At 27.8% G+C, this 20,619-nt stretch carries 20 protein-coding genes; 9 read left to right on the plus strand and 11 right to left on the minus strand.

Annotated features, from left to right (window positions below):
* Window positions 1-21: 21 nt before the first annotated feature.
* A complete protein-coding gene (locus tag PHEL85_RS16700) occupies window positions 22-483 on the plus strand; it encodes a helix-turn-helix domain-containing protein (RefSeq protein ID WP_036827766.1) in 462 nt (153 codons plus the stop codon).
* Here the strand turns inward: PHEL85_RS16700 and PHEL85_RS16705 are convergent.
* From PHEL85_RS16705 to PHEL85_RS17845, 9 genes are all read right to left on the minus strand, one after another.
* On the minus strand, window positions 458-3,517 hold the full coding sequence (locus tag PHEL85_RS16705; protein WP_081965176.1) for a type IV secretory system conjugative DNA transfer family protein: 3,060 nt from the start codon (window positions 3,515-3,517) through the stop codon (window positions 458-460). The two genes, PHEL85_RS16700 and PHEL85_RS16705, sit on opposite strands and share 26 nt — an antisense overlap.
* A 4-nt stretch (window positions 3,518-3,521) precedes the next feature.
* A complete protein-coding gene (locus PHEL85_RS16710) occupies window positions 3,522-4,106 on the minus strand; it encodes a hypothetical protein (RefSeq protein ID WP_036827771.1) in 585 nt (194 codons plus the stop codon).
* Between the two features lie 2 nt (window positions 4,107-4,108).
* Window positions 4,109-5,062 carry a caspase domain-containing protein gene (locus PHEL85_RS16715; RefSeq protein WP_036828030.1) on the minus strand — a complete coding sequence of 318 codons (954 nt, stop codon included), beginning with the start codon at window positions 5,060-5,062 and terminating at the stop codon, window positions 4,109-4,111.
* 4 nt (window positions 5,063-5,066) lie between these two features.
* Window positions 5,067-5,486, minus strand: coding sequence for a TIR domain-containing protein (locus PHEL85_RS16720; RefSeq protein ID WP_200882370.1), 420 nt, complete (start codon window positions 5,484-5,486; stop codon window positions 5,067-5,069).
* Window positions 5,487-5,513: 27 nt separating this feature from the next.
* The gene (locus PHEL85_RS16725; protein ID WP_156109283.1) at window positions 5,514-5,969 is read right to left on the minus strand and encodes a toll-Interleukin receptor; all 456 of its coding nucleotides are present in this window, start codon (window positions 5,967-5,969) and stop codon (window positions 5,514-5,516) included.
* Window positions 5,970-6,060: 91 nt separating this feature from the next.
* On the minus strand, window positions 6,061-6,855 hold the full coding sequence (locus PHEL85_RS16730; RefSeq protein WP_036827774.1) for a hypothetical protein: 795 nt from the start codon (window positions 6,853-6,855) through the stop codon (window positions 6,061-6,063).
* 179 nt (window positions 6,856-7,034) lie between these two features.
* Window positions 7,035-7,661 carry a response regulator transcription factor gene (locus PHEL85_RS16735; protein ID WP_036827778.1) on the minus strand — a complete coding sequence of 209 codons (627 nt, stop codon included), beginning with the start codon at window positions 7,659-7,661 and terminating at the stop codon, window positions 7,035-7,037.
* Window positions 7,654-9,888, minus strand: a complete 2,235-nt coding sequence (locus tag PHEL85_RS16740) for a tetratricopeptide repeat protein (RefSeq protein WP_081965177.1) — start codon at window positions 9,886-9,888, stop codon at window positions 7,654-7,656. Before PHEL85_RS16740 ends, PHEL85_RS16735 begins: the two co-directional genes overlap by 8 nt.
* Complete coding sequence (locus PHEL85_RS17845) at window positions 9,851-10,024, minus strand: hypothetical protein (protein ID WP_156109285.1); 174 nt, start codon at window positions 10,022-10,024, stop codon at window positions 9,851-9,853. The genes PHEL85_RS16740 and PHEL85_RS17845 overlap by 38 nt, the downstream gene beginning before the upstream one ends.
* Window positions 10,025-10,193: 169 nt before the next feature.
* On the opposite strand from PHEL85_RS17845, the gene PHEL85_RS17515 reads away from it, so the two are divergent.
* From PHEL85_RS17515 to PHEL85_RS16765, 5 genes are all read left to right on the plus strand, one after another.
* A complete protein-coding gene (locus tag PHEL85_RS17515; RefSeq protein WP_052108636.1) occupies window positions 10,194-11,270 on the plus strand; it encodes a nucleotide-binding protein in 1,077 nt (358 codons plus the stop codon).
* An 11-nt stretch (window positions 11,271-11,281) separates the two neighbouring features.
* On the plus strand, window positions 11,282-12,598 hold the full coding sequence (locus PHEL85_RS16750; RefSeq protein WP_036827784.1) for a hypothetical protein: 1,317 nt from the start codon (window positions 11,282-11,284) through the stop codon (window positions 12,596-12,598).
* Window positions 12,599-12,624: 26 nt separating this feature from the next.
* Window positions 12,625-13,839 carry a glycosyltransferase gene (locus tag PHEL85_RS16755; protein ID WP_036827786.1) on the plus strand — a complete coding sequence of 405 codons (1,215 nt, stop codon included), beginning with the start codon at window positions 12,625-12,627 and terminating at the stop codon, window positions 13,837-13,839.
* A complete protein-coding gene (gene selD, locus PHEL85_RS16760) occupies window positions 13,829-14,839 on the plus strand; it encodes a selenide, water dikinase SelD (protein WP_036827791.1) in 1,011 nt (336 codons plus the stop codon). The genes PHEL85_RS16755 and selD overlap by 11 nt, the downstream gene beginning before the upstream one ends.
* A 77-nt stretch (window positions 14,840-14,916) precedes the next feature.
* Window positions 14,917-16,017, plus strand: a complete 1,101-nt coding sequence (locus tag PHEL85_RS16765) for an SDR family oxidoreductase (RefSeq protein WP_036827794.1) — start codon at window positions 14,917-14,919, stop codon at window positions 16,015-16,017.
* Here PHEL85_RS16765 and PHEL85_RS16770 read toward each other — a convergent pair whose 3' ends face one another.
* Window positions 16,018-17,268 (minus strand): C25 family cysteine peptidase, encoded by a 1,251-nt coding sequence (locus PHEL85_RS16770; protein ID WP_036827796.1) that lies wholly within the window; start codon window positions 17,266-17,268, stop codon window positions 16,018-16,020.
* 170 nt (window positions 17,269-17,438) lie between these two features.
* The gene (locus PHEL85_RS16775) at window positions 17,439-17,846 is read right to left on the minus strand and encodes a hypothetical protein (RefSeq protein ID WP_036827801.1); all 408 of its coding nucleotides are present in this window, start codon (window positions 17,844-17,846) and stop codon (window positions 17,439-17,441) included.
* A gap of 168 nt (window positions 17,847-18,014) precedes the next feature.
* Here PHEL85_RS16775 and PHEL85_RS17520 point away from each other — a divergent pair, with 168 nt between their 5' ends.
* Genes PHEL85_RS17520 through PHEL85_RS16790 form a run of 3 tightly spaced genes read left to right on the plus strand, consistent with a single transcriptional unit; the run spans window position 18,015 to window position 20,571 of the window.
* On the plus strand, window positions 18,015-18,896 hold the full coding sequence (locus PHEL85_RS17520; protein ID WP_052108638.1) for a T9SS type A sorting domain-containing protein: 882 nt from the start codon (window positions 18,015-18,017) through the stop codon (window positions 18,894-18,896).
* Window positions 18,893-19,657 (plus strand): hypothetical protein, encoded by a 765-nt coding sequence (locus PHEL85_RS16785; RefSeq protein WP_156109287.1) that lies wholly within the window; start codon window positions 18,893-18,895, stop codon window positions 19,655-19,657. The genes PHEL85_RS17520 and PHEL85_RS16785 overlap by 4 nt, the downstream gene beginning before the upstream one ends.
* Complete coding sequence (locus PHEL85_RS16790) at window positions 19,654-20,571, plus strand: matrixin family metalloprotease (RefSeq protein ID WP_036827806.1); 918 nt, start codon at window positions 19,654-19,656, stop codon at window positions 20,569-20,571. Before PHEL85_RS16785 ends, PHEL85_RS16790 begins: the two co-directional genes overlap by 4 nt.
* Window positions 20,572-20,619: the final 48 nt, after the last annotated feature.

Here is a 20,619-nt window from a genome sequence, read left to right on the forward strand (position 1 = left end):
TGGCAACACCGTGTATACTCAATGATACCCAAATGCAGTTTTACTCTGAAAGCTAAAATACCTAAAAAAACCACACCAAAAATAAAACCTAAAACTTTAGGAGAATTTATAAAAAGAGAAAGACAAAAAAGAAATTTATCTCAAGCCACAGCAGCAAAATTCTTTGGAGTAAATGGTATGTGCTTATCAAGTTGGGAGATAAACAAAAAAACAATTCATCCAAAATATTTAGAATCTATAATTGAGTTTTTAGGTTTCATACCAAAGTTAACATCTAACTTCGATAAAATTGGGATGAGAACAAAATTATGGAGAAAACAACATTCGGTTTCAATGGATGATTTTTTATTAATGGTAAATATTCCTAAAGAAGTTATTTTAAAAATAGAACAAGCCAGGTATTGTAAGGTGGATAAAAAAGTAGCTTTAAAAATCAATTTATTTTTGAAAAGAAACACTACTTTTTCCGTAAGGCATCCATAATAATATTGGTAATAGATTTTTGCTTATTCATATCTCCATCTTCTGTTTTATAATTTACTTTCACGCGATAGCCTCGAACACGTTTCTCTTTAACAATTGAAGTCGGAGTTATTGCATCCAAGTATAAAGACAATTCTTTGGAAGGGAAAAAATGGATTTTGGAATATAACTTTTTTGGAATAACTTTTAAGGATTGTTCTTTAATATTTTGCAGATGTTTTTCATCATCAGAAATCATATAAACCAGAGAATAATTACTATCTATGCATTTCTGAATATTTTGAACTTCATATTCTACAGTATTGGTTACTGAAATTTCAATAGCAATACGAATCTCATCTTTTAATAACCCAACATCAACACGCCCACCATTGTTTGCTTCTTCTTCAAGAGTCGCTTTAAAACCACGTTGCACAGCCATAGTGCGAACAAGATATTGCAATGAACGATGTTTGCGAAGTATTACTTGTTCATCAGCTTGCTGGAGATAAACTTCCTTTTGTTTTTCAAAGTTAGTGGATACTTTTTCCTCTTTCTTTGGAATTAACTTCTTCTCTTCTTTTACAATTTTAGGAAGAGATTTTATAGTCTTATTTATTTTATCTTCAGATGTTTCTTCTAAAATTTTAGTAGAAATAGATTTTTCTTTTTCTTTGGATATTTTTGGTTTAGGTAATAAACTATCTAACAACGTTTTTATTTCAGAACGATTTTTGGTGTATTTGCTTCGTGTATTTTGAATGATAAAATCTTTAACTACAGAATTTATTTGATTTGATAATTTTGATGTTGAGAGGCTAAAATCATTTGAACTACTTCCAACACGCATAATTACTTCTCCTGTACCTAAACTTTGCAAATCATTTTGTTCAAAAAAAGAAAAACCAGTTTCTAATTTACGTGCATCATTATCTCCCAATCTAAAACAGATTCGTGTAAAAGGATTTGAAATCACAGAATTCAATACTTTTTGTTCTTCAATTTGAGCAAGTTCTTGGTGTGCTAAAACAAGCCCTATTCCATACTTACGAACTCCAGAGAGCATCGCCGTTATCGAAGGTGTTATAAAATTCTGAAATTCATCCATATAAATATAAAATGGATGCCTTTTTTCTTTAGAGATTTGTTGTCTTGATAATGCTACTTGATTGAATTTAGAAATAAACAATGAGCCTAATAAATACGAATTATCTTCTCCAATCAGTCCTTGCGATAATTTGAGTAAAACGATTTTCTTTTTTTCGATACATTCTTTAAAATCAATACCTTTTTTTTGTGCCAACATATACCTAATAATCTTGGGACGTAAAAAAGTATCAATTCTTGTTAATAAAGGAGCAATACCTTTTTTTACAAGAGGGTACTCGTTTTTCCAATAATAATGAACAGAATTATCATCAATTTTTTCTAAAAAAGCATTTCTAAATTTCTCTTCAATTAAAAAACGTTTAAGTTCTATCAATGTTCCACCATAACTACTTTCTAAAAAAGCATTGATGGCATTGGATAATACAGCAGTCATATTATCTCCCCAAGCTGTGGCGTGACGTTTAAATGAAGAAACTAAATCCGAACTGAGTACTATCTTTTCCGCATCGGTTGTTGCGTGCAGTAGGTTAAATCCGATAGGAAATTCACTGTCTGAAGGATCAATTACAATCACATCTCCTTTTCGATGATTTGGAATTCGAAGTAAAATATCATCACAAATATCACCATGAGGATCAAATAGAGCGATACCATTACCTTTTTCAATATCATCCAACACCATATTGGCAATCAATGTTGATTTTCCAACCCCTGTGGCTCCAACAATATGAACATGTTTGAGGCGTTGTTTTTTGGTTAAATGAACAGCGTATTCTTCTTGTTGGTGTGAATTAATACCAATAAAACAACCTCCAGTATCTTGCAAAACAATTTGAGGTGCTTTTTTCGTCTTTTTATCATTAAAACCTAATTTAGAAGATACAAAACTTTCGTTTGGGTAATGTACAAGCGATACTAATTCATCAGTATTTAAGAGCATTCCTAATCTGTTTGTTTGTCGGTAAAACAGATTTTCTATATGGTGTTGATATTCATATCCTTCATTTGATAATGGAATCAACCGATTAAACTCGGATTTTGAAAAAGTAGAAATGGTTCGGATTATTTCAGAAGCTAAATACTCGGTACGTTCCTTGAACAATGATTGTGTAGCCAAACGTACCACAACTGCAAACAAAGGCTTAGAAACCTTGTTCTTAGCCAACTGAAGCATTTCTGGAGCATCAACAAAGAATGAATTTCCACTAGAGTCAGAAACTGCATTCATCATACTTTTTGACCATGGATTTACAACTCCTTTAAATAAAACCTGATAGACAATAACATCACCTTGTTGCAAGTTTTCAAATGTTGCAAAAATACTTGTTAAAGTATCAATATTAAAGTTTTGGGGAGTATGAATAGATCGCATAGACTCCTCTTCCAAACCAAAATCACAAACAGCAATATTATCATAACCATTAAAAGGGAGGTCTAAGGCATTTACTTCTTTAAATAAAATGGATGAAAAATAGGCTTTACAATGCGAGGTTATTCTCATTTTATCTTTTTCACTGCAAACAATCTGAATGGTAATCTTCTCGAAAGTACCAATAATCTCAAAAGAAATAGAATTTTCAGAATAGTCAAGCATATTCAATAACTCGACAAACAACGTTTTATCAATATATGGTCTTTTTGGAAAGGAAATTTCCAATCCAACCAATACAGGTTTTGAAATTACTTCTTTTGGTAAAAAAGGTTTTTCTATTTCTTCACTTTCTTCTTGCACTTTGGAAGCAAAAAGTGTTGTTAATTGTTTAAAATAGGATAGTGCTCTTCCATCATCATAATCTTGCGAATACGTTTTTATATTTTGATGATGATAAAAATGGGTAAAAGGTGGTTCTATATCCACACAAAAAGGGAAGTGGTAATAACCACGTCCCTTGTAATCAAATTCATAAAAATTAATTGTAGCCTGTTCCGCTAATGATAGCTTCATTCCATTATCGTTTGAAGATATCTTGTAGCGTAGGTTTACGTTCTTGTTCTGATAAGGCTTTTACGCCCTGTGATTTTGTAATATCATCAATTACTTTTAAAACAGCAGCCTGTGCATATGTCATAAACATCGAGGCTGTATCTATTTTATAATAGGTTACAGGATATAGTTTTCTTGCAAGCCATCCTCCAACAAACGGAATCTTTGAAATAATAAGTTGACCTATAGAATTTTTATACAGCAACCACCAAGAAATAAAAAAACCTTTCCCAAAAGGCGCCGCACAAATATCGTATTGATATTCTTTCCAAGTGGCTCTTAAATAACTTCTTCTTGATGAAAATGCATTACCTTCTTTTAAAGAGACTTGTTCAATTTCAATACGTTTAATCCCTTGATTTTGCAATTCTTCTTTAAGTAATTTATAAAATTCCTGTGTTGAAAAATTGAAATTATCAATTAAGGTATTCCATTTTGAATGATGACTTTTAAATGTAGCACTAAAAATAGATTTTAAAATTAGAAATGCTACTAATCCTTGGATTAAGTATGTTCCGTAGCGGGTTAGGTAAAATAGAAATTCGTTCATAATTATATTCTTTTATTCTTAACTAGCGACCAATAGTGCTGTCCAAGAAGAGTTAATACACAATATTTTGATTCCATAGCAGCATGGTACATATGCTCTTTACTGGCACCTACAGGAATTACAAGTCCAACACCTTCATACTTTTGAAGAATAGTAAATTTTCTTGTATTTTCTGTATTAGGGCTTTCGCTTTCTAGCTCAAATGAAGGATTCAATTGAAGTTCAGTTCCTTTTTCTTCGAATAAAGAGGTAATTTGAATTAAATCACTTAATACAACAGGAGGTTGAACAGTTCTTAAAGAAACAAAGTTTTCAATATTTGTTTTAAAAAGGGGTCTTTGTTGCCAAGGTCCAAGTGATTGATCGATATGAGCATATACGCTACCTGGTGTTATTTTACCCATTAAATTAGCAGCACCTCCATTTAAAGCATCAACTAATAATGATGTAAAAACGCCAGAACCATTTTTTTCAGTTGCGTACTGATCTTTTGAAGAAGCAGTCAAAATTGTTGTTCCTTTTGAGAGTAATGAATTGTCAGATTGATAATCCAAACCTGCATATCCACTATGACAAGAATCTAGTATGATAATTTTATTTTTAGCTTTAGATTCATTAGCGATTTTCATTAACTCTTGTATTGGCATACCTTCATCACCTTCTTTACAATCAGAAGTTATTAGATAACCTCCAGTACCTTCAATGTGACCATGCCCCGAAAAATAAAAAACAACTTCATCTTCGCTTTTAAACAGTTCTGTAATCTGTTTTTTTAGAACACTCTTCTTTACAAGGTTATCTTCTCCTGTAGCTGTTAATAATTTTACATCAAAGTTAATTGTTCCGTCTCCATGTCTTTCTAAAACAGTTTTCACAGCATATGCATCGTTGACACAACCATATAGTGAATTTTGATCCTTATAATAATTTATTCCTACTACTAATGCTTTTCTCATAATTTTATGCGTTTGAATTTCTTCTAATTGCTGAAACAATGGATTCAGTGTTCCAATTAACTATTTCTACAGCATTTTCTTGAACTGCTTTAGAAATATTAGTCTGCCCTAAAGGCCTTATGCCTATAATAGGTTTTGGTACAGAAAAACTTTGATTAGCAATTAATATTTCCTTGTTTATCCATTTACTATGAGTCGCATAAACACCTCCCATAATTAAAACCACATGGCATAGTTTTAATCGATTATATATTGCTTCTATTAATTGTTTATCAGTACCATTAGTATGAACTGGATCATCTTTAGGTACAGAAAAATTTTTATAATCAAAATAACTTCTCTGATCTAAAAGTTTGCATAAATCATCATAAGTGTCAGAATATTGCCATGAATGACTAATAAATAAATTTTGGGTTGTCAACATAATTTTTCGTTTTTAATTGTTATTACTTTATATACTCATCCAAGATTTCATTGATTGATCTCCACTAAGCCCCTGAATGTCCAAGTCATTATCATAAAATCTTGTCCCTTGACCTATTTTAGGATAAACAGATAAAAACTCTTGCCCATTAAAGGAGCTTTTTTCATAATCTGTGATTGGTAGAATGGCGCATTTTCCATTTGTATCACCGTCCATAAAACCAAGTTCCCAAGGCATCCATTTTGAAGTTGAAGCATTTTCTGAGGTGGCATAGATTAAAGATTTTGATTGCTTCATTCTCATTCGTATTCTATTTACCGTTGTTTTGCTTACATTCGTTCTTTGCAAATCTGCATCAATAATCCAATCTACATATACAGAGTATCCCTTAGAGCTCAGTTCTGTATACAATCCTTCTATATTTTTTGTCTTTGAAGCTATGTGATAAGAAAATGTCAAAACTTGTTTTATTCTTGTTTTCATTAACGGCATAAGAGAATGTTCTTGTTCCGCTCATACCTCTTTTTGATAAATTTTCTAAATATTCTTTGGTATAAAATTTCATGATATATAATTAATCTGTTAATAGTTCTTTTATAGATACTGTTTTGAATACTATTCGTGAAGTTTTAGGGGTATCTGTTAAAATGACTTTATTACCTCTATGTCTTTTACCAAAAATTTCTTCTTCAAACTTGATAAGATCCATAAAAACTGTTACATCATCTGACCAATCTTTGATAAAAACATCACCTTGTTGTTTGCTTAGAGATAAGTTAGCATCCGCTTTGAGGTTCAATTGACCAGATTGAACTCCTTTAAGACTACTTTGAATTACTAATTCTGATGTTTTGGAGCGTGATTGTGCAATAAAAGCTTTTTTAGCAACAGTAACAGAAGTTACCAAATAAGTGTTTTTCCATAACAAATTTCCCCCTTTATCATTTATTTGTTTTTCTAAGGCACTTAAATCGTTCAGTTCTTTTTTATCACAATCAATTGCTAAAAAATAGATAGCACCTTCATTTGTAAAATTGATTTTTACATTAGCTTTTCCATTTGGTAATTCTTCATTTCCTAAATCAGCATTAGTTCCTACATCAAAATTAAAGTTTACTGCATTTTTACTTGAAAAATGGTAAGTATCTGGTTTTTTAGAAAAGCTAGGTTCTTTATATTCCACACCTAAATTTTGTAATGAAGTAATTTTTTTAAAAGTTCCTAAAGGCCTTGATTTCCCTAAAAAAGAGTTCCCATTTGGGAAGGTGATGATATCACCCACGACAACTTGCTCTCCAGGTAAATACACAGCAATTTTTCCAAGTTCTTTAGCAAGTTCTTTGGAATATAGAATTTGAAGTTTTGACATTGTAGATATGTGTTTTATTTATACAAAGCAAAATTGAGACATCATCTCTATACATATTCCCTTACTTATATTGATTTTTTTATCCTCAAAAATGAGGAGTTAGAATATGTCAATATAATGGCTAAACAAAAAAGCTGATTCTCACGAATCAGCTTTTTTGTTTTATCTTTTTTTAAAAATTAATGATAGCCATTTTCAATAGCAAACTTCACAAGACCTTTTGAGTTTTTAACTCCTGTTTTTTCTAATAAATTTCTTCGGTAGGTTTCTACTGTTGAATGTGCAATATTAAGAGCGTCAGAAATTTTCGGAGTGGTATTACCATTAGCTATTAATTTTAAAACTTCTTTTTCTCGTTTTGTAAGTTGAATTTCTCCATAGACCGTAGAATTTCTTATACTTGAAAATAATGTTTTTGTAACTTCTTCTCCCAAATATTCATTTCCGCTATGTAGTGCTTTGATAGCTCTTACCAATTCTTCTTTTCCTTTGTTTTTCAAAATATACCCATGTGCACCTGCTTCAATAACTCTTCGAATAAAACCAATTTCATTGTGCATAGTTAATATTAAAATTTTAACTTTTGGATAATTACTTTTTATAAATAATGTTAAATCAACACCATCCATCTTAGGCATACTAATATCAAGTACAGCAACATCTACTAGATTATTTTCTAATAAAGGAATTACTTGTTCTCCATTATTTGCTTCCCCAATAATTGAAATTTCATTTTCAGCCTCGATTAATGAACGTAATCCTTCCACCACAATTTCATGATCATCTGCTATAAGTATATTAATCATATTTATTATTTTTTAATGGAATATCAATCGTGATGGTAGTTCCTTTTTCAAGGGTAGAATCTATTTTAAAATCTCCATGCAAACCATCTATTCTAGCATCTATATTTTTTAATCCCATACCTAAGTGTGTTGAATTATTTTTAAAACCAATTCCATTATCTTCCACAATTATATTAAGTCTTTGTTTACCTTTTAATAGTTGAATACTAATTTCAGAGGCTTTTGCATGTTTTAGAATATTGCTAATTAACTCTTGAATAATTCTATAAATAGAAATTTCCAATTCTAAAGGCAATCTATCGTTTAAACCATGGCTTATAAATTCAACTTCTAGCTGTTTGCTTTCTTCTAAAGTTTCTTTTAAATCTTCCAAAACTGCTGTTAATCCAAATTTCGTCAATACTCCTGAAGCCATATCTTGCGATATTTTTCGTACTTCTTCACAAGCCTCATCTAATAATTTGTTTGCTTTATTATATAATTTAGTATTTGAACTTTTCAAACCATCAATATCAATCTCAACAGATTTAAAATGGTTCTTAACCATAGCTAACATACTCCCTAGTCTATCGTGTAAATCTCTTGCGATGCGTTTTCTTTCTTCCTCTTGACCAACCATCATTGCATTCATGGATTTTAACTCCTGTTTTTTTAATAATTCTTCAACTTTCTGCTGTTCAATTTGTTGATTTTTTTCGGCTAACTTTGTTAATTGTTTTTGTCTATTTCCTTTAAGTATAGCAAAAAATAATAGTGAAACTAACACCAATCCTACTAACAAACTATATATTAAAATTGTTTTACGCCAGTTTTCTATTTCTTTTTTTTCAAGGCTTATCTTGGTTATCTCTTTATCCTTTTCAAGTAATTGAACTTGTTGTCGTTTCTCTTCGTAGTTCATTTTTAGACTCATAGCACTTTTATAATCGTTTTCTAAACTATCTCTTAATTCCAAATAAAACTCATTATAATGTATGGCTAGTGAATAATTTTTCAATTTTGAGTATATATCGGATAAGTTATCTAATGTAACCATTCTTTCAAATCTCTGATTAGATATTTCAGCTTCATTCAATGCTTTTTTGTAAAAGATAGATGCTTGATTATAATCATTTTTTTGAAAATAAATATGAGCTATATTGTTATAAATGTTGGCGTTTTTTTTAATTTCCAAAGCTTTTTTATAATTAAATAAAGCCAAATTTAATAATACTTTTTTATGATATATGGTTCCTAGGTTGTTATAGATGCTATTGTCTTTTTCCTTTAAGTTTAATCTTTTTTTTATTTCAATAGATTGATTGTAATATTTTAATGCTTTTTCATGTTCTTTTAATGAAAAAAATGAAAGTCCAATATTGTTGTAGGTTTTTGAAAGCTCATACTGGTCGTTAATATCTTCAAAAATGATTTCACTTTTCTTTAAATAATCGAGTGCTTTTTTATAATTTTGAAGATCAATTTGAAATATACCAATATTTTGGAGCGTAAGTGCTATTGCTTCTTTATTTCCACTTTTCTCCTTTATATTCAAACTTTTTAGTAAGTATTGCATTGCTTGTCTATAGTTTCCAAGACGACGATATAAATCTCCTATATTATTTGAAGTAATGGCAATAATATTTGTTTTATTTAGCAACTTAAATTTTTCTTCTGCTTTAAGCGTATGTGTTAAAGCTTTTGAAAATTCACCTTTTTCAGTATAAATTAGCCCTAATTGATTATAAGTTCTAGCTATTCCATAAACATTATTCCGTTTTATTTCTTTTTTAAGAATTTTTAAATATAATTCTTCAGCTTCTTTAATGTTTTTTTGATATATAGCAATTGCACCTAACCGATTAAGACTGGTAAGTGTTCCATCCAAATATGAAAGGGAATCACTCATCGTTTTAGCATTCCTTGCATATAGGGCAGCCTTTTTTGAATCTGCTTTTCGATACTCCCAAGCAAGCTCATTTAACGTTTTAATTTTTATTGTATCCTTCTGAGTCTCTAAAACTGATATTAGACTGTCTATTACAGTCATATTTTGTCCAAATATATGAACTGAAAAAAATAAGTAAAATATGAATGTCATTTGGAAAGGACACATTTTTAATAGGTTGAATAGATTTCTCATAAAAAAGGCTTTATTTTCCGTAAAGATAATAAAGCCAGAACTTTGCTCTGTTGATAAAGAAATAATACTAGCTCTTCTTTTTTGGATTCTTTTCTTTCTTTTCATTAGGCTTAATTACTTCTCCAGACGAATCTGGAGTTCCAGTAGGTTCTTTAGGCTTTTCTGTAGTACTATCTTCTGTTTCATTGGTGTTTGTAACACCCTTGTTCTTTTCTAATTGTTCATTGTACTCTTTTTTCATTGTATATAGTTTTAAAATTAATATTACAAAGATGAAACAATACATATCTGTAAAATTCGTCATAAACAAGTGTTTTGGCATCCTCATTTTTGAGGAGAAATAAATACTATTTTATATGGAGTTATTTAATAATAATATGAACTCTATTTGTCCTAATTAATTTTCAAAAATGTATAAATCTAGAGCAAAAATATTTATAGGCTCTGCTAGTGAATCCTTGAAAATTGCAAGGTCTATGGAGTATCGATTGAGTAAAAAAGCAGAAGTAACAATCTGGGATGAATACATAGTTTCTCTAGGAGAAACAACTCTTGATATTTTAATTGGAGCAGTAGAGAAATTTGATTTTGCTATTTTCATTTTTTCAAATGATGATATAATCAATAGTCGAGGTAGAGTTTTTCAAGGTCCTAGAGATAATGTAATCTTCGAATTAGGATTATTTATGTCTAAACTGGGAAAAAATAGGGTGTATATTATTAATGCAAAAAAACAATTAAAAATTCCTTCTGATTTAGAGGGAATCACATTTGGTATAATAGACCAAGATAGGGATGATAATAACTTGATCGCCGCGGTTAGTCCTGTATGTACTATTCTTGAAAATCAAATCGATAAGCTTGGGAAAAGGAAAGAGAATATCATTAAATCAATTATCGACCAAAGTTTATTAGTAAATGAACATATTCCAAAATCTCTTCAGAATCATTTTAGCAAAATTGGGATTGATAGGATTGACTATTCTTTTAAAACGGGTTTTTCAATTAAAGAAAGTATTGATACTGTTCAATTATCATTATCTTTTTTAGGAATTGCTGGTATAAAATGGGTCAATGAACGCGAAGTTTTTTCTAATATGATAAAAAGATTAGTGCTTAGAAAAACAAATAATCAGATTCGATTTTTACTTTTAAATCCAGATTCTGATTCTGCAATTTCATTTAATAAAGCAAGAAATTTCCCAATAGAAGTATTTAAAGAAGAAGTTAATAATACGATTCATTTTTTAATAGATATAAGAGAAAAATCAGGTATTGACATTCAAATAAAACTATATGATGAACTTCCTAATTGGAGAATGACAATTATTGATGGGTTTAAAATTGCACTGGGGAACTATTCTCCAATGTCAAAGGATGGTTATAATAGTCCACAATTAATATTTAAAAGCGGAGGGAATTGGAACTTCTCTCATAATTTAATAAGTTATTATGAAGAAAAATGGAATACATCTAAAATTATTTAACACAATTAATTATGAATATAGAAAAAAAAGATATTAATTTTTTAAAAACAGCCTTTATGGTTGAAATAAAAAAATATGCCGAAGCTAGACAAAGAAAAGAAGAAATAGAACTTCCTTTTCTTAATGAATCTAATTTTCAAAGTTTTTCAAAGTTTTCAAACTTAACAAATGATAGTTATTTTATTAGAAATACTATTTTTTCAAATGATTGGCCTTTATTAGTATTCGCTTCAAATTTCATGAAGATGAATAATGATAGAGTTCTATTAGAAAAATTTCCTTTGTTAAAAAAAACAAATGAAATAAAAAGAGGTGGTATTAATCTTTATAAAATAGATGGTTGGTGCACGCATGTGGTTATTGGACTTATGATTTCTAATCAATTACTAGCTAATGGAGAATGGCCAGAAACACTACCGAAAATAAAAGAACCCGACAACTTATTAAGGCTATGTAATACTATTTTTAATAAATTAAGTAAAGATGATTTATTAGTTTTTAGAATTGGTACATTAATTCATGATATTGGGGTCATTGATGGAGTTCCAGAGCACGATATCAAAGGAATAAAATATGTTAAGCGAGCATTAAAAGAATTAGGAATTAATCAAGACTGGTTGGTATCTTCTAAATCGGAATGGCAAATAAATGATTTAGAATTGGCTTTAGAAATATTTGTTGGGCAACACAGTTTACTTAGCAAGTATTATGGCGAATTGGGGTCAAATGAAATTAATGATTTAATTGAAAAGTATATTAAAAGGCAAATATTAAGTTCAAAACTTCAGCATTGGGTAACTAACACTTTAGCTGATACTCTATTTTTATTTATAATTGGTGATATCGCAGCAGTAAATGAAAATTTAATTAATGAAAATAAGATTGAAAGTTTAAAGATTGCAAAAGATGATTTTCAAAAAGCACTAATGAACGACTTAAAATCTAAAGAAAATTATTATAGCTATGGATTAGAAAGGCTAAAAAATTTTCTTGATATCTATGATGTTGATTCAATAGATAAGTTATTATTAGCTTCAAAAACTTCAAAGCACTTTATTGAATTATTGGGATCAATATCAAGGCTTGACTATTTAATTGCTCATTTGAAAAAAATTGAAAACTCCTTAGATCGAATTACTTTTCTAAATAACCTGATAATATATATAGGTGAAAATATTAATACTTCAACAACAATAAAAACTGTAGTGAAATTTGATCCAGATATGCCTACCCAGTATATTGAAAAAATAATCAATGGAAGTAAAGAGGGTTTGAATAAAATTATCACAATAAACATAGCAGATTCTGTCGCTACAATTAAGTTATAGTAATCCTTTTATAATTAAATATTGATATGAGAATTTTACATCTAATAAGCCAAAAACCTGATTTTACAGGAAGTGGTACAATCTATAAGCAATTGTCAAGTCAATCGACAAAAGCCAATCCTCAATTTTTGCTCTACGGAACTAATTATGAAGATGATGTGATGAATTTTAATACTTCTAATGTAGATTGTTTTGTATTTGATATCGATAAATTAGGTTTTAGTATGCCTGGAATGAGTGACTCAATGCCTTATAAAACAAGTAAATTCAAAGATTTAACATTGAATGATTTAACCGAATATAAAAATATAATTTCCAAAAAATTAAATTTTATAATAAATCAATTTAAACCTGATATTATTTGGAGTCATCATCTATGGATACTTAGTTCCATTGCTTCTAAAACCAAGAATAAAATTCCACAGATAGCTTTCTGTCATGGTTCTGATTTACTTCAACATATAAAATGTAAAGAAATATCTAAACACATTAAAAGTAGTTTGTTAAATATTGATGAAATAATCCTGAACTCACCAAATCAAATAAATGATGTTATCAAGATATTTAAACCAAAAACTACAAAGTTTATTGGAATACCTGTGAACGAACATTTATTTAATATTAAAGAAAAAATAATATCAAATGGAATTTATAAAATGGTTTACGCAGGTAAAATAAGTAAAGAGAAAGGAGTCCATTTTTTAATTAAATCGACTATACGATTACTTGAAGAGGGATATAATATTGAATTAATATTATATGGAAAAGGAGAAGCAGTTGAAATGGAAAAAATTAAAAAATTAGCAATAGAATATAAAGGTAATATAATATTTGGAGGATACCTTAGTCAAATAGAACTTTCAAAGGAATTGAATAAAAGTCAAATATTTATACTCCCATCTTTTTATGAAGGTTTAGGGTTAGTTATTGTTGAAGCTCTGTTATGTGGATGTCGAGTTGTATGTAATAGACTTAATAATTTATTTGATATTCTTTCAGAAGAAGTCTTTAGTAGAGGGTATATTGAATATGTTGATATGAATCTTTCAATTAATGACTCTATTCGAGAAAACTATGATGAATACTCTCAGAAATTAGAAAAAATAATTTTAAAACAAATTGAAAAACCTTACTCATTAGAAATTGCTAATGACATTAATAAATCTGTATCTCAATTTACTTTTAAAAGTTATTATCAAAAATTAATAAATATTTCAAAAAACCTTATAAATGAAAATTAATAAAATTTCTAAAGCTGGAGGCTGTGGTTGTAAAATGAGCCCATTGCAATTAAACGAATTTCTAAATGGGTTAACAGAGAATCAAGATTTATTAAATAATAACGAAGATTGTTCAGTAATTTCAATTGATAAAGAGAATTATTTATTAAAATCATTAGATTTTTTTACCCCAGTAGTAGAAGATCCATATACTTATGGTAAAGCAGCAGCTGCAAATGCATTAAGTGATATTTATGCCAAAGGAGGAGAACCTATAATGATTCAATCTATAGTAGGATGGCCTACAGATATTTTAAGTATTAAAACTTTAAGAGAAGTTTTTAAAGGTGCTAATAAAATATGTGAAGAATCTAATTTATCTATTTCTGGAGGTCATACAATAATTTCTAAAGAACCTATTTTTGGATTATCAATTACGGGTATTGTTAAAAAAGTAAATTTCAAACCAAATAATAATTTAAATGATGGTGATTTAATATTTACAACTAAACCAATTGGCACAGGAGTGCTTTCTACTACCCAGAAGTTAGATAAGTTAGATGTTGAGGGTACAAAGATATTATATGAAACAATTTCTAAAAGTAATATTATAGGTATTAAAATTTCAAAATTAGAATATGTAAAATCTGTTACAGATATTACTGGATTTGGATTGTTATGTCATCTTTTAGAAATGACTTCAACAAATAAAGTTAAAATTAAGTTGATGAAAGATAATATTCCCTTTATTCCTGAAAGCTTAAAATATTTAAATTTAGGAATTGAAACGTCTGGAGGTAAAAGAAATAGACAATATTTTGAGAAACATCAACAATCTAATGGTTTTTCGGGTTTATATTTTGATCCTCAATCAAACGGTGGTTTAGCTGTTGTTGTTAATAAAAAAGATAAACTTAAGTTTGTAGATTTTTTAATTAAAAATAATCTATCAAAACATATAAATCCAATAGCATCAGTTATAAATGAAAATAATAAGCTACCCACATTCTCGTTTTATTAAAAGTTCTAATTAATAGGGTTATTCAACGTATTTTTGTTATTGACAAGTATATTTTTGCTACATTTAACAAAAAATATATGAATATAATCTTAACCGGGGTAACTGGTACTCTAGGCTCACAAATTTTATTAGAACTTCTAAAAAACGAAACGATAGAAAAATTTACCCTATTAATTAGGGACAAGAAAAATTTATCCGCACAACAACGGTTTCAACGAATTATTGAAAATGATTTTTTTAGTACTCAAACTAGGATACTCTCTAATTTGAAACAAAGAGTACAAGTATTTAATTCTGATGAATTTTTTAATCCTTCTAAATATTTATTAGAAGAAGAAAATAATTATTTTATTCATTCAGCAGGATATGTTAATTTATCAACGGATATTTCACAAAAGGAATTAATTTTTGAAGAAAACTTTTCATTTGCAAAGAAAATATTCAAGACTTTTCATTTTTACATTAAGAAATTCACTTACATAAGTACAGCATTCGCTATTGGAGATATTGGAGGGAAAATTGAAAACAATTACCACAATAATACAACCCCTAACTACAGGAATGCTTATGAGGAATCAAAACATAAAACCGAAAAACACCTTTTAAAACAAGGGCACAAAAATAATGTTCAAATTCAAATATTAAGACCTAGTGTTATTGGAGGTAATATTATAAATAAACCAATCAACTATATTTCAAAATATATGGTTTACTATTTAGTCGGAAAGTTCTTTTATAAAAACCCTTTGTTAGAAAAGAATGGGATTAGGCTTTCTGTTAATTTTAAATCTGGTCTTAATATTATTCCTGTAGATTATGTTGCAAAAGTTATAACAATCGTTTTTCTTAAAAATATCCAAGAATTAAATATTGTTCATAATAAATGTACCAATTTAGTTACAGGTTTAACGAGAATAATAGAAACTGTTGGATACAAACAATTTTCTTTTTTAGATAATGTATCAACTCATAATATTCAAAACATGAATAAACTGGAGAAATTTTATTACTCTTCAATCGGAAATCATTTATCTCCATACACTTCGTCAAAACCTTATGAATTCAACACTAAAAAATTAGAAGGTATATTACCATTACCTCAATACAATTTAGAAGATTATTTAGAACAAACTATAATATATGCAATGGAAAATAATTTTAGAAATGAGAAATGGTAATTAATACTTCAAAGTTGGTATTCCAAATAAATTGTAAGCATGGATATCATCTAAAGTTAACTCGTTATTTTTAAAAAGTTCTTTTTTCATTTTAGTAATAACAGCACCCAAAGGTTTATTTCTATTCTTAAGAAGATAGCTAGTAATATGTTTATAGTTACTAATTTGGGAATAACCAGAAACTGATAATGAAGTTACTGAACCTTTATTTTTAAGATTTAACAAGTTCTCTGAAAATGAATTTCTTTTATGGTAAGCAAAAGTTCCAGTCCAACAAGATAAATCAATAAGTATAAATAGATTATTATTAGCTAAGGCTTCCATATCTGGTAATTCAACTTTTTTATTATCACTCCAACCAGAAAAAGAAGCATGTCCTGTAAATTGAAAAGTTTTCATATTTACTTTGTTCTCATTTATATAACTAGGAATAAAATTAAAACTCAAAAACTTCTTTAATGCATTTTGTTTTTTATATGATGTATAAGTAACTTTGTCCTTTTTATTTATGTCATTTAAAACAGAAATATCATCATAAATTACATAATTACTTTTATTACTTGTATTCAAAAAAGAAGTTGCTTTTTTAATATAATTATCTAATTCTAAAGATGTTTTAAAAGGTAGTCTAGAGATATTAAAAATAGGACTTGCAGGGTCATTTTTATACGTATAAATATAATCTGTCTCTATTCTAGTATTTCCTTTAAATTGATTGTAATAAAAGGTCGGGATTAAATTATCTTTATTTTCTTTTATATTGGCATCACCTACTAATAGGACATGTTTAGGTTTTATGTAATGTAAATACTCCTTTAAAGCTTTAGAATCTGCTGTAGAATAAAAATATTTATTGTAGATGCTTTGAACATCAATAAAGTTAAAGGACAAATTAGGGCTTATTCTCTTTAGTATTAATTTTAATTCTTTAAGATTATTTTTAAACTCCTTATTGTATAAAACTAAGAAATCTACTTTCTTATAACTCGGATATATAACATCTATAAGATTAACTTCTTCAATATCAATTTTCTTTTGAAGAATTAAATTTGATATTATGTCGTTTTTAGTTACACTTTCTAACTTATTTTTTTTAAAAGTAAAATAATAATAATGCTCATTAATCTCTTTTATAGTTTTAGGTAAAGAGAAAGTATACTTTTCAAATTTCTGATTTAATGCAATTTCATTATCGGCATAAGAGTTTATTTTTATTGATTCAATACCTACATCATGAAATAACGAAACCACTTTTAAAGTAAAAGTCTCACTTTTGATATCATTAACAGGAATACTTAAAAAATAATCCCCATTAGATTTTATACTGTAATGCTTTTCAATATTGTTTATATTGACTATTATAGGGGCATTTGAATTTTTAAAATTATAAAGTTTTAATTCAATTTTATAAGAATGTCCTTTTATTTTTTTCTTAAATCAAAAGTAGCTTTAAATGGTTTCCCATCTGAAATAATATCTGTAAACCAGTGATCACTATTTAATGAATTTGAAAGCGCATATTTATAATATTTTTTACTTTGTATAATTTTCCAAAAAGAAATAACAGGAGATTTTAACTTTCTGACAAAAGAAGATATTTTATAGTTTCCTTTAGAGGGGCAATAAAAATAGGCATAGTTCTTGTGTGTATCCAATTGATAACCTGTATTTTGATAATATAAGTAAATTTTTTCACCTTTCAAATTAGAGGGGACTTTTGCTTTGTAAAAGCCTTCTTTTTCAACATTAAAATAGAAATCATTATTTTTAGAGAAAGTAGAACAATAAGTGCCAATAAATAATAATAAAAAGAGATGTAAAAATTTCATCTTAATTTTTTATGTAAATTACTTTTTTTTGGAGAATAAAAAAATAAATATAATTTTTTGTTAAAATGAATATTTTTTAATATTTTTGGTAAACAAATTTGTTATGACCTTTGTCCTTTCTCTGAAAAGTTGCTAATTAAAATAAGTAAATTTATTAAAACTTAAATTATGAAAAAAAAGTACTACCTAATTTTAGGAGTTGCTGTTTTTTTTCTTGCTTCAGCTTTCACAACCTACATAGCTGTTATTCAAGAATACGAGATCAGTGATGTAAGTGATTTATCATTCCAAGAGCGAGTGGTTTATCACGATGATGAAATTCATTCATTAGAAAATTATTATACAAATGTGACAAGTAACACAGTAATAGTGAATGACTATAATTCTGTGATGACGGAATTTGAAGATGTTATTTTACAACAAAAACAATATATGGTGGATAATAACATTACACTTGAACAAGTTAGAAACAATCCATCTATTCTGCCTGTTAATTTTCAAATTTCAGACTTACAATATTCTAAAATAATTAATATAGTTAATACCGTTAAGCCTGATTCTTCCCCTCAATTAAGTGAATCTTTAACTACGTTAAATGAATACGTTGATTTGGCAAGAGAGCCCAGTATAAAATACTCTCAATTAGAAATATACGAAGATGCTTCTGGTGAAGACTTGTTAAACCCCTATCAATTTAAAGGAAATACATCTAAAAAGAAAGGGTTGAAATCAAAAGAAGCAGTTCGTAAATTAAGAGATTTACTTAAAATACCTTTAAAATTAACCGAAGGGAAAATTTCAGTCTACCCTAACCCTTTTACTGAGTTCTCAAAAATATCTTTTATAAATACTGTAAAGGGGAATGTTTTATTTTCAATTTACGATTTAAATGGAAAAAAAATATTTTCTACTTTAAAAGAGGTAGAACAGGGTACTGTAACAGTTAATTCACAAGATATTTTAAAGGAGAAACTTGCAAAAGGATTATTCATCTTGAAGATTAAAAATTCAGAAGGAAAAGTATTAACCCACAAAATTATATCAAAATGAGAAAGATAATATTATTTTTATGCTTTATGTTTAGTTGTAGTCTGGCTTTTTCTCAATTAAAAAAGAAGGAAAAACTTTCAAAAAAACAACTCTCTGAATATAAAATTGATTATTCTAATAAAATGGAGTTACTGAACTTGAAACACTCTGCTGACTACTTTTTTGATAACAATGTTAATGTATATAAATACAATGAATTAAAAAGTAAAGGAGTTGATTTAATACAAGTTGATAAATCTACAGAAAGGACATATAAAAGTGCTATACTATTTTCTAACACTCAAATCAAAGGAACAGTTGTAAAAAGGGTTTATTTAGACGACAAAGACTCTTTTTTTCGTACTGAAATATCAATAAAAGTTGACAAGTCTTATTATGGAACAAATCTAAAGAAAGGAGAAATAATTAAGCTAAAATTACAATCTGGTAAGATTGGAGATGATTTTTTAAAAGTGTCTAATGAACCTGACTTATTTTTAGGGGAAAGTGTAATATTATATTTAACCTCTACTGATAGTGAGAAATTTAAAAAATCATTAGAAGGAATTAATGAATTTAACAAAAATTACAAATTGAAAGGAAATAAAGATTTAAATATTATTTATTCTAAAAAAAATAGTAAAGTATCCAATTCCTTTGTCTTATATAAAAAATATACTGTAAAAAATAATATTGTTTTTAACAAAAATAAGAGAAAAATTGGTAGTTTAGATGAAGTAGAAAATAATATTGAACTAATTTCTAAAATAAATAGGTTATGAAAAGAAAATTAATTATTTTTTCGGTTGCGTTCATAGCAATTGCAACTTTATGTTCATATGTGTTATTTCCTTACACAATGAAACTTAGAACTGGAACAGGGTATATAGATTTCGAAATTACTGGAGCAATTGGTGTTCCCACTTCGTTTTCAAATTATAATGACTATGGTCCTGTATTGTACAATACTCTTATTAAAGGTGGTGGTGGAGACATCTTAGGTGATAATAATTTACCAAAATTTAATGTAACATACAATACTAGTGCTCCAACTTCCGTAATTGGGAATAATCGTAATGAGTGTGGTGTTGGATATAATTCAGACCCTGATGCAATAATGTTTACTCATAATCTATTTAACGGTTCTTACATATACGAATCAGATATAGTAGTTAATACAAATTTTCATAGTATATCATCTACAGGAGGAACTTATGACACTAATGTTGGATCTAATGAATATGACAGAGTCACCGCATCAAGACATGAAATAGGCCATGTTCAAGGTTTAGACCATAGTCTTAGCAACAGTTTTTTAATGTATGAAACAATTTCTAGAGGAAATAGAAAAACATATGATGGAGATTATAAGGCTGGTTTAAATTGTATTTATTATGATAGCTGTGCTCCTTATACAGGTACTGGTGATATTACTATAGAAACGAAAGCACAAAAATCAAATTCCGATTTAAGACAATTAAGTTGGAAAATCAGTAATAATAATTCAATTTTAGGGTTTAATATTTATTTTTCTAATAAGGAGTTAAATACAGAAAGTACTTATAATAATCAATTAATTAAAACAGAAATTGATTCTAGCAATGAATATAAATTTACTGTTATAAATAACTCTTCAAATACTTACTTTTTAGAGATTGTTTACGAAAGTGGTTTAAGAACTTATAAGAATTTTTAAAATATACATTATGGAAAAAATAAAAAAAGAATATACCTGTCCTAAAAT

This window comes from Polaribacter sp. Hel1_85 (assembly GCF_000766795.1).
Lineage (GTDB): Bacteria > Bacteroidota > Bacteroidia > Flavobacteriales > Flavobacteriaceae > Polaribacter.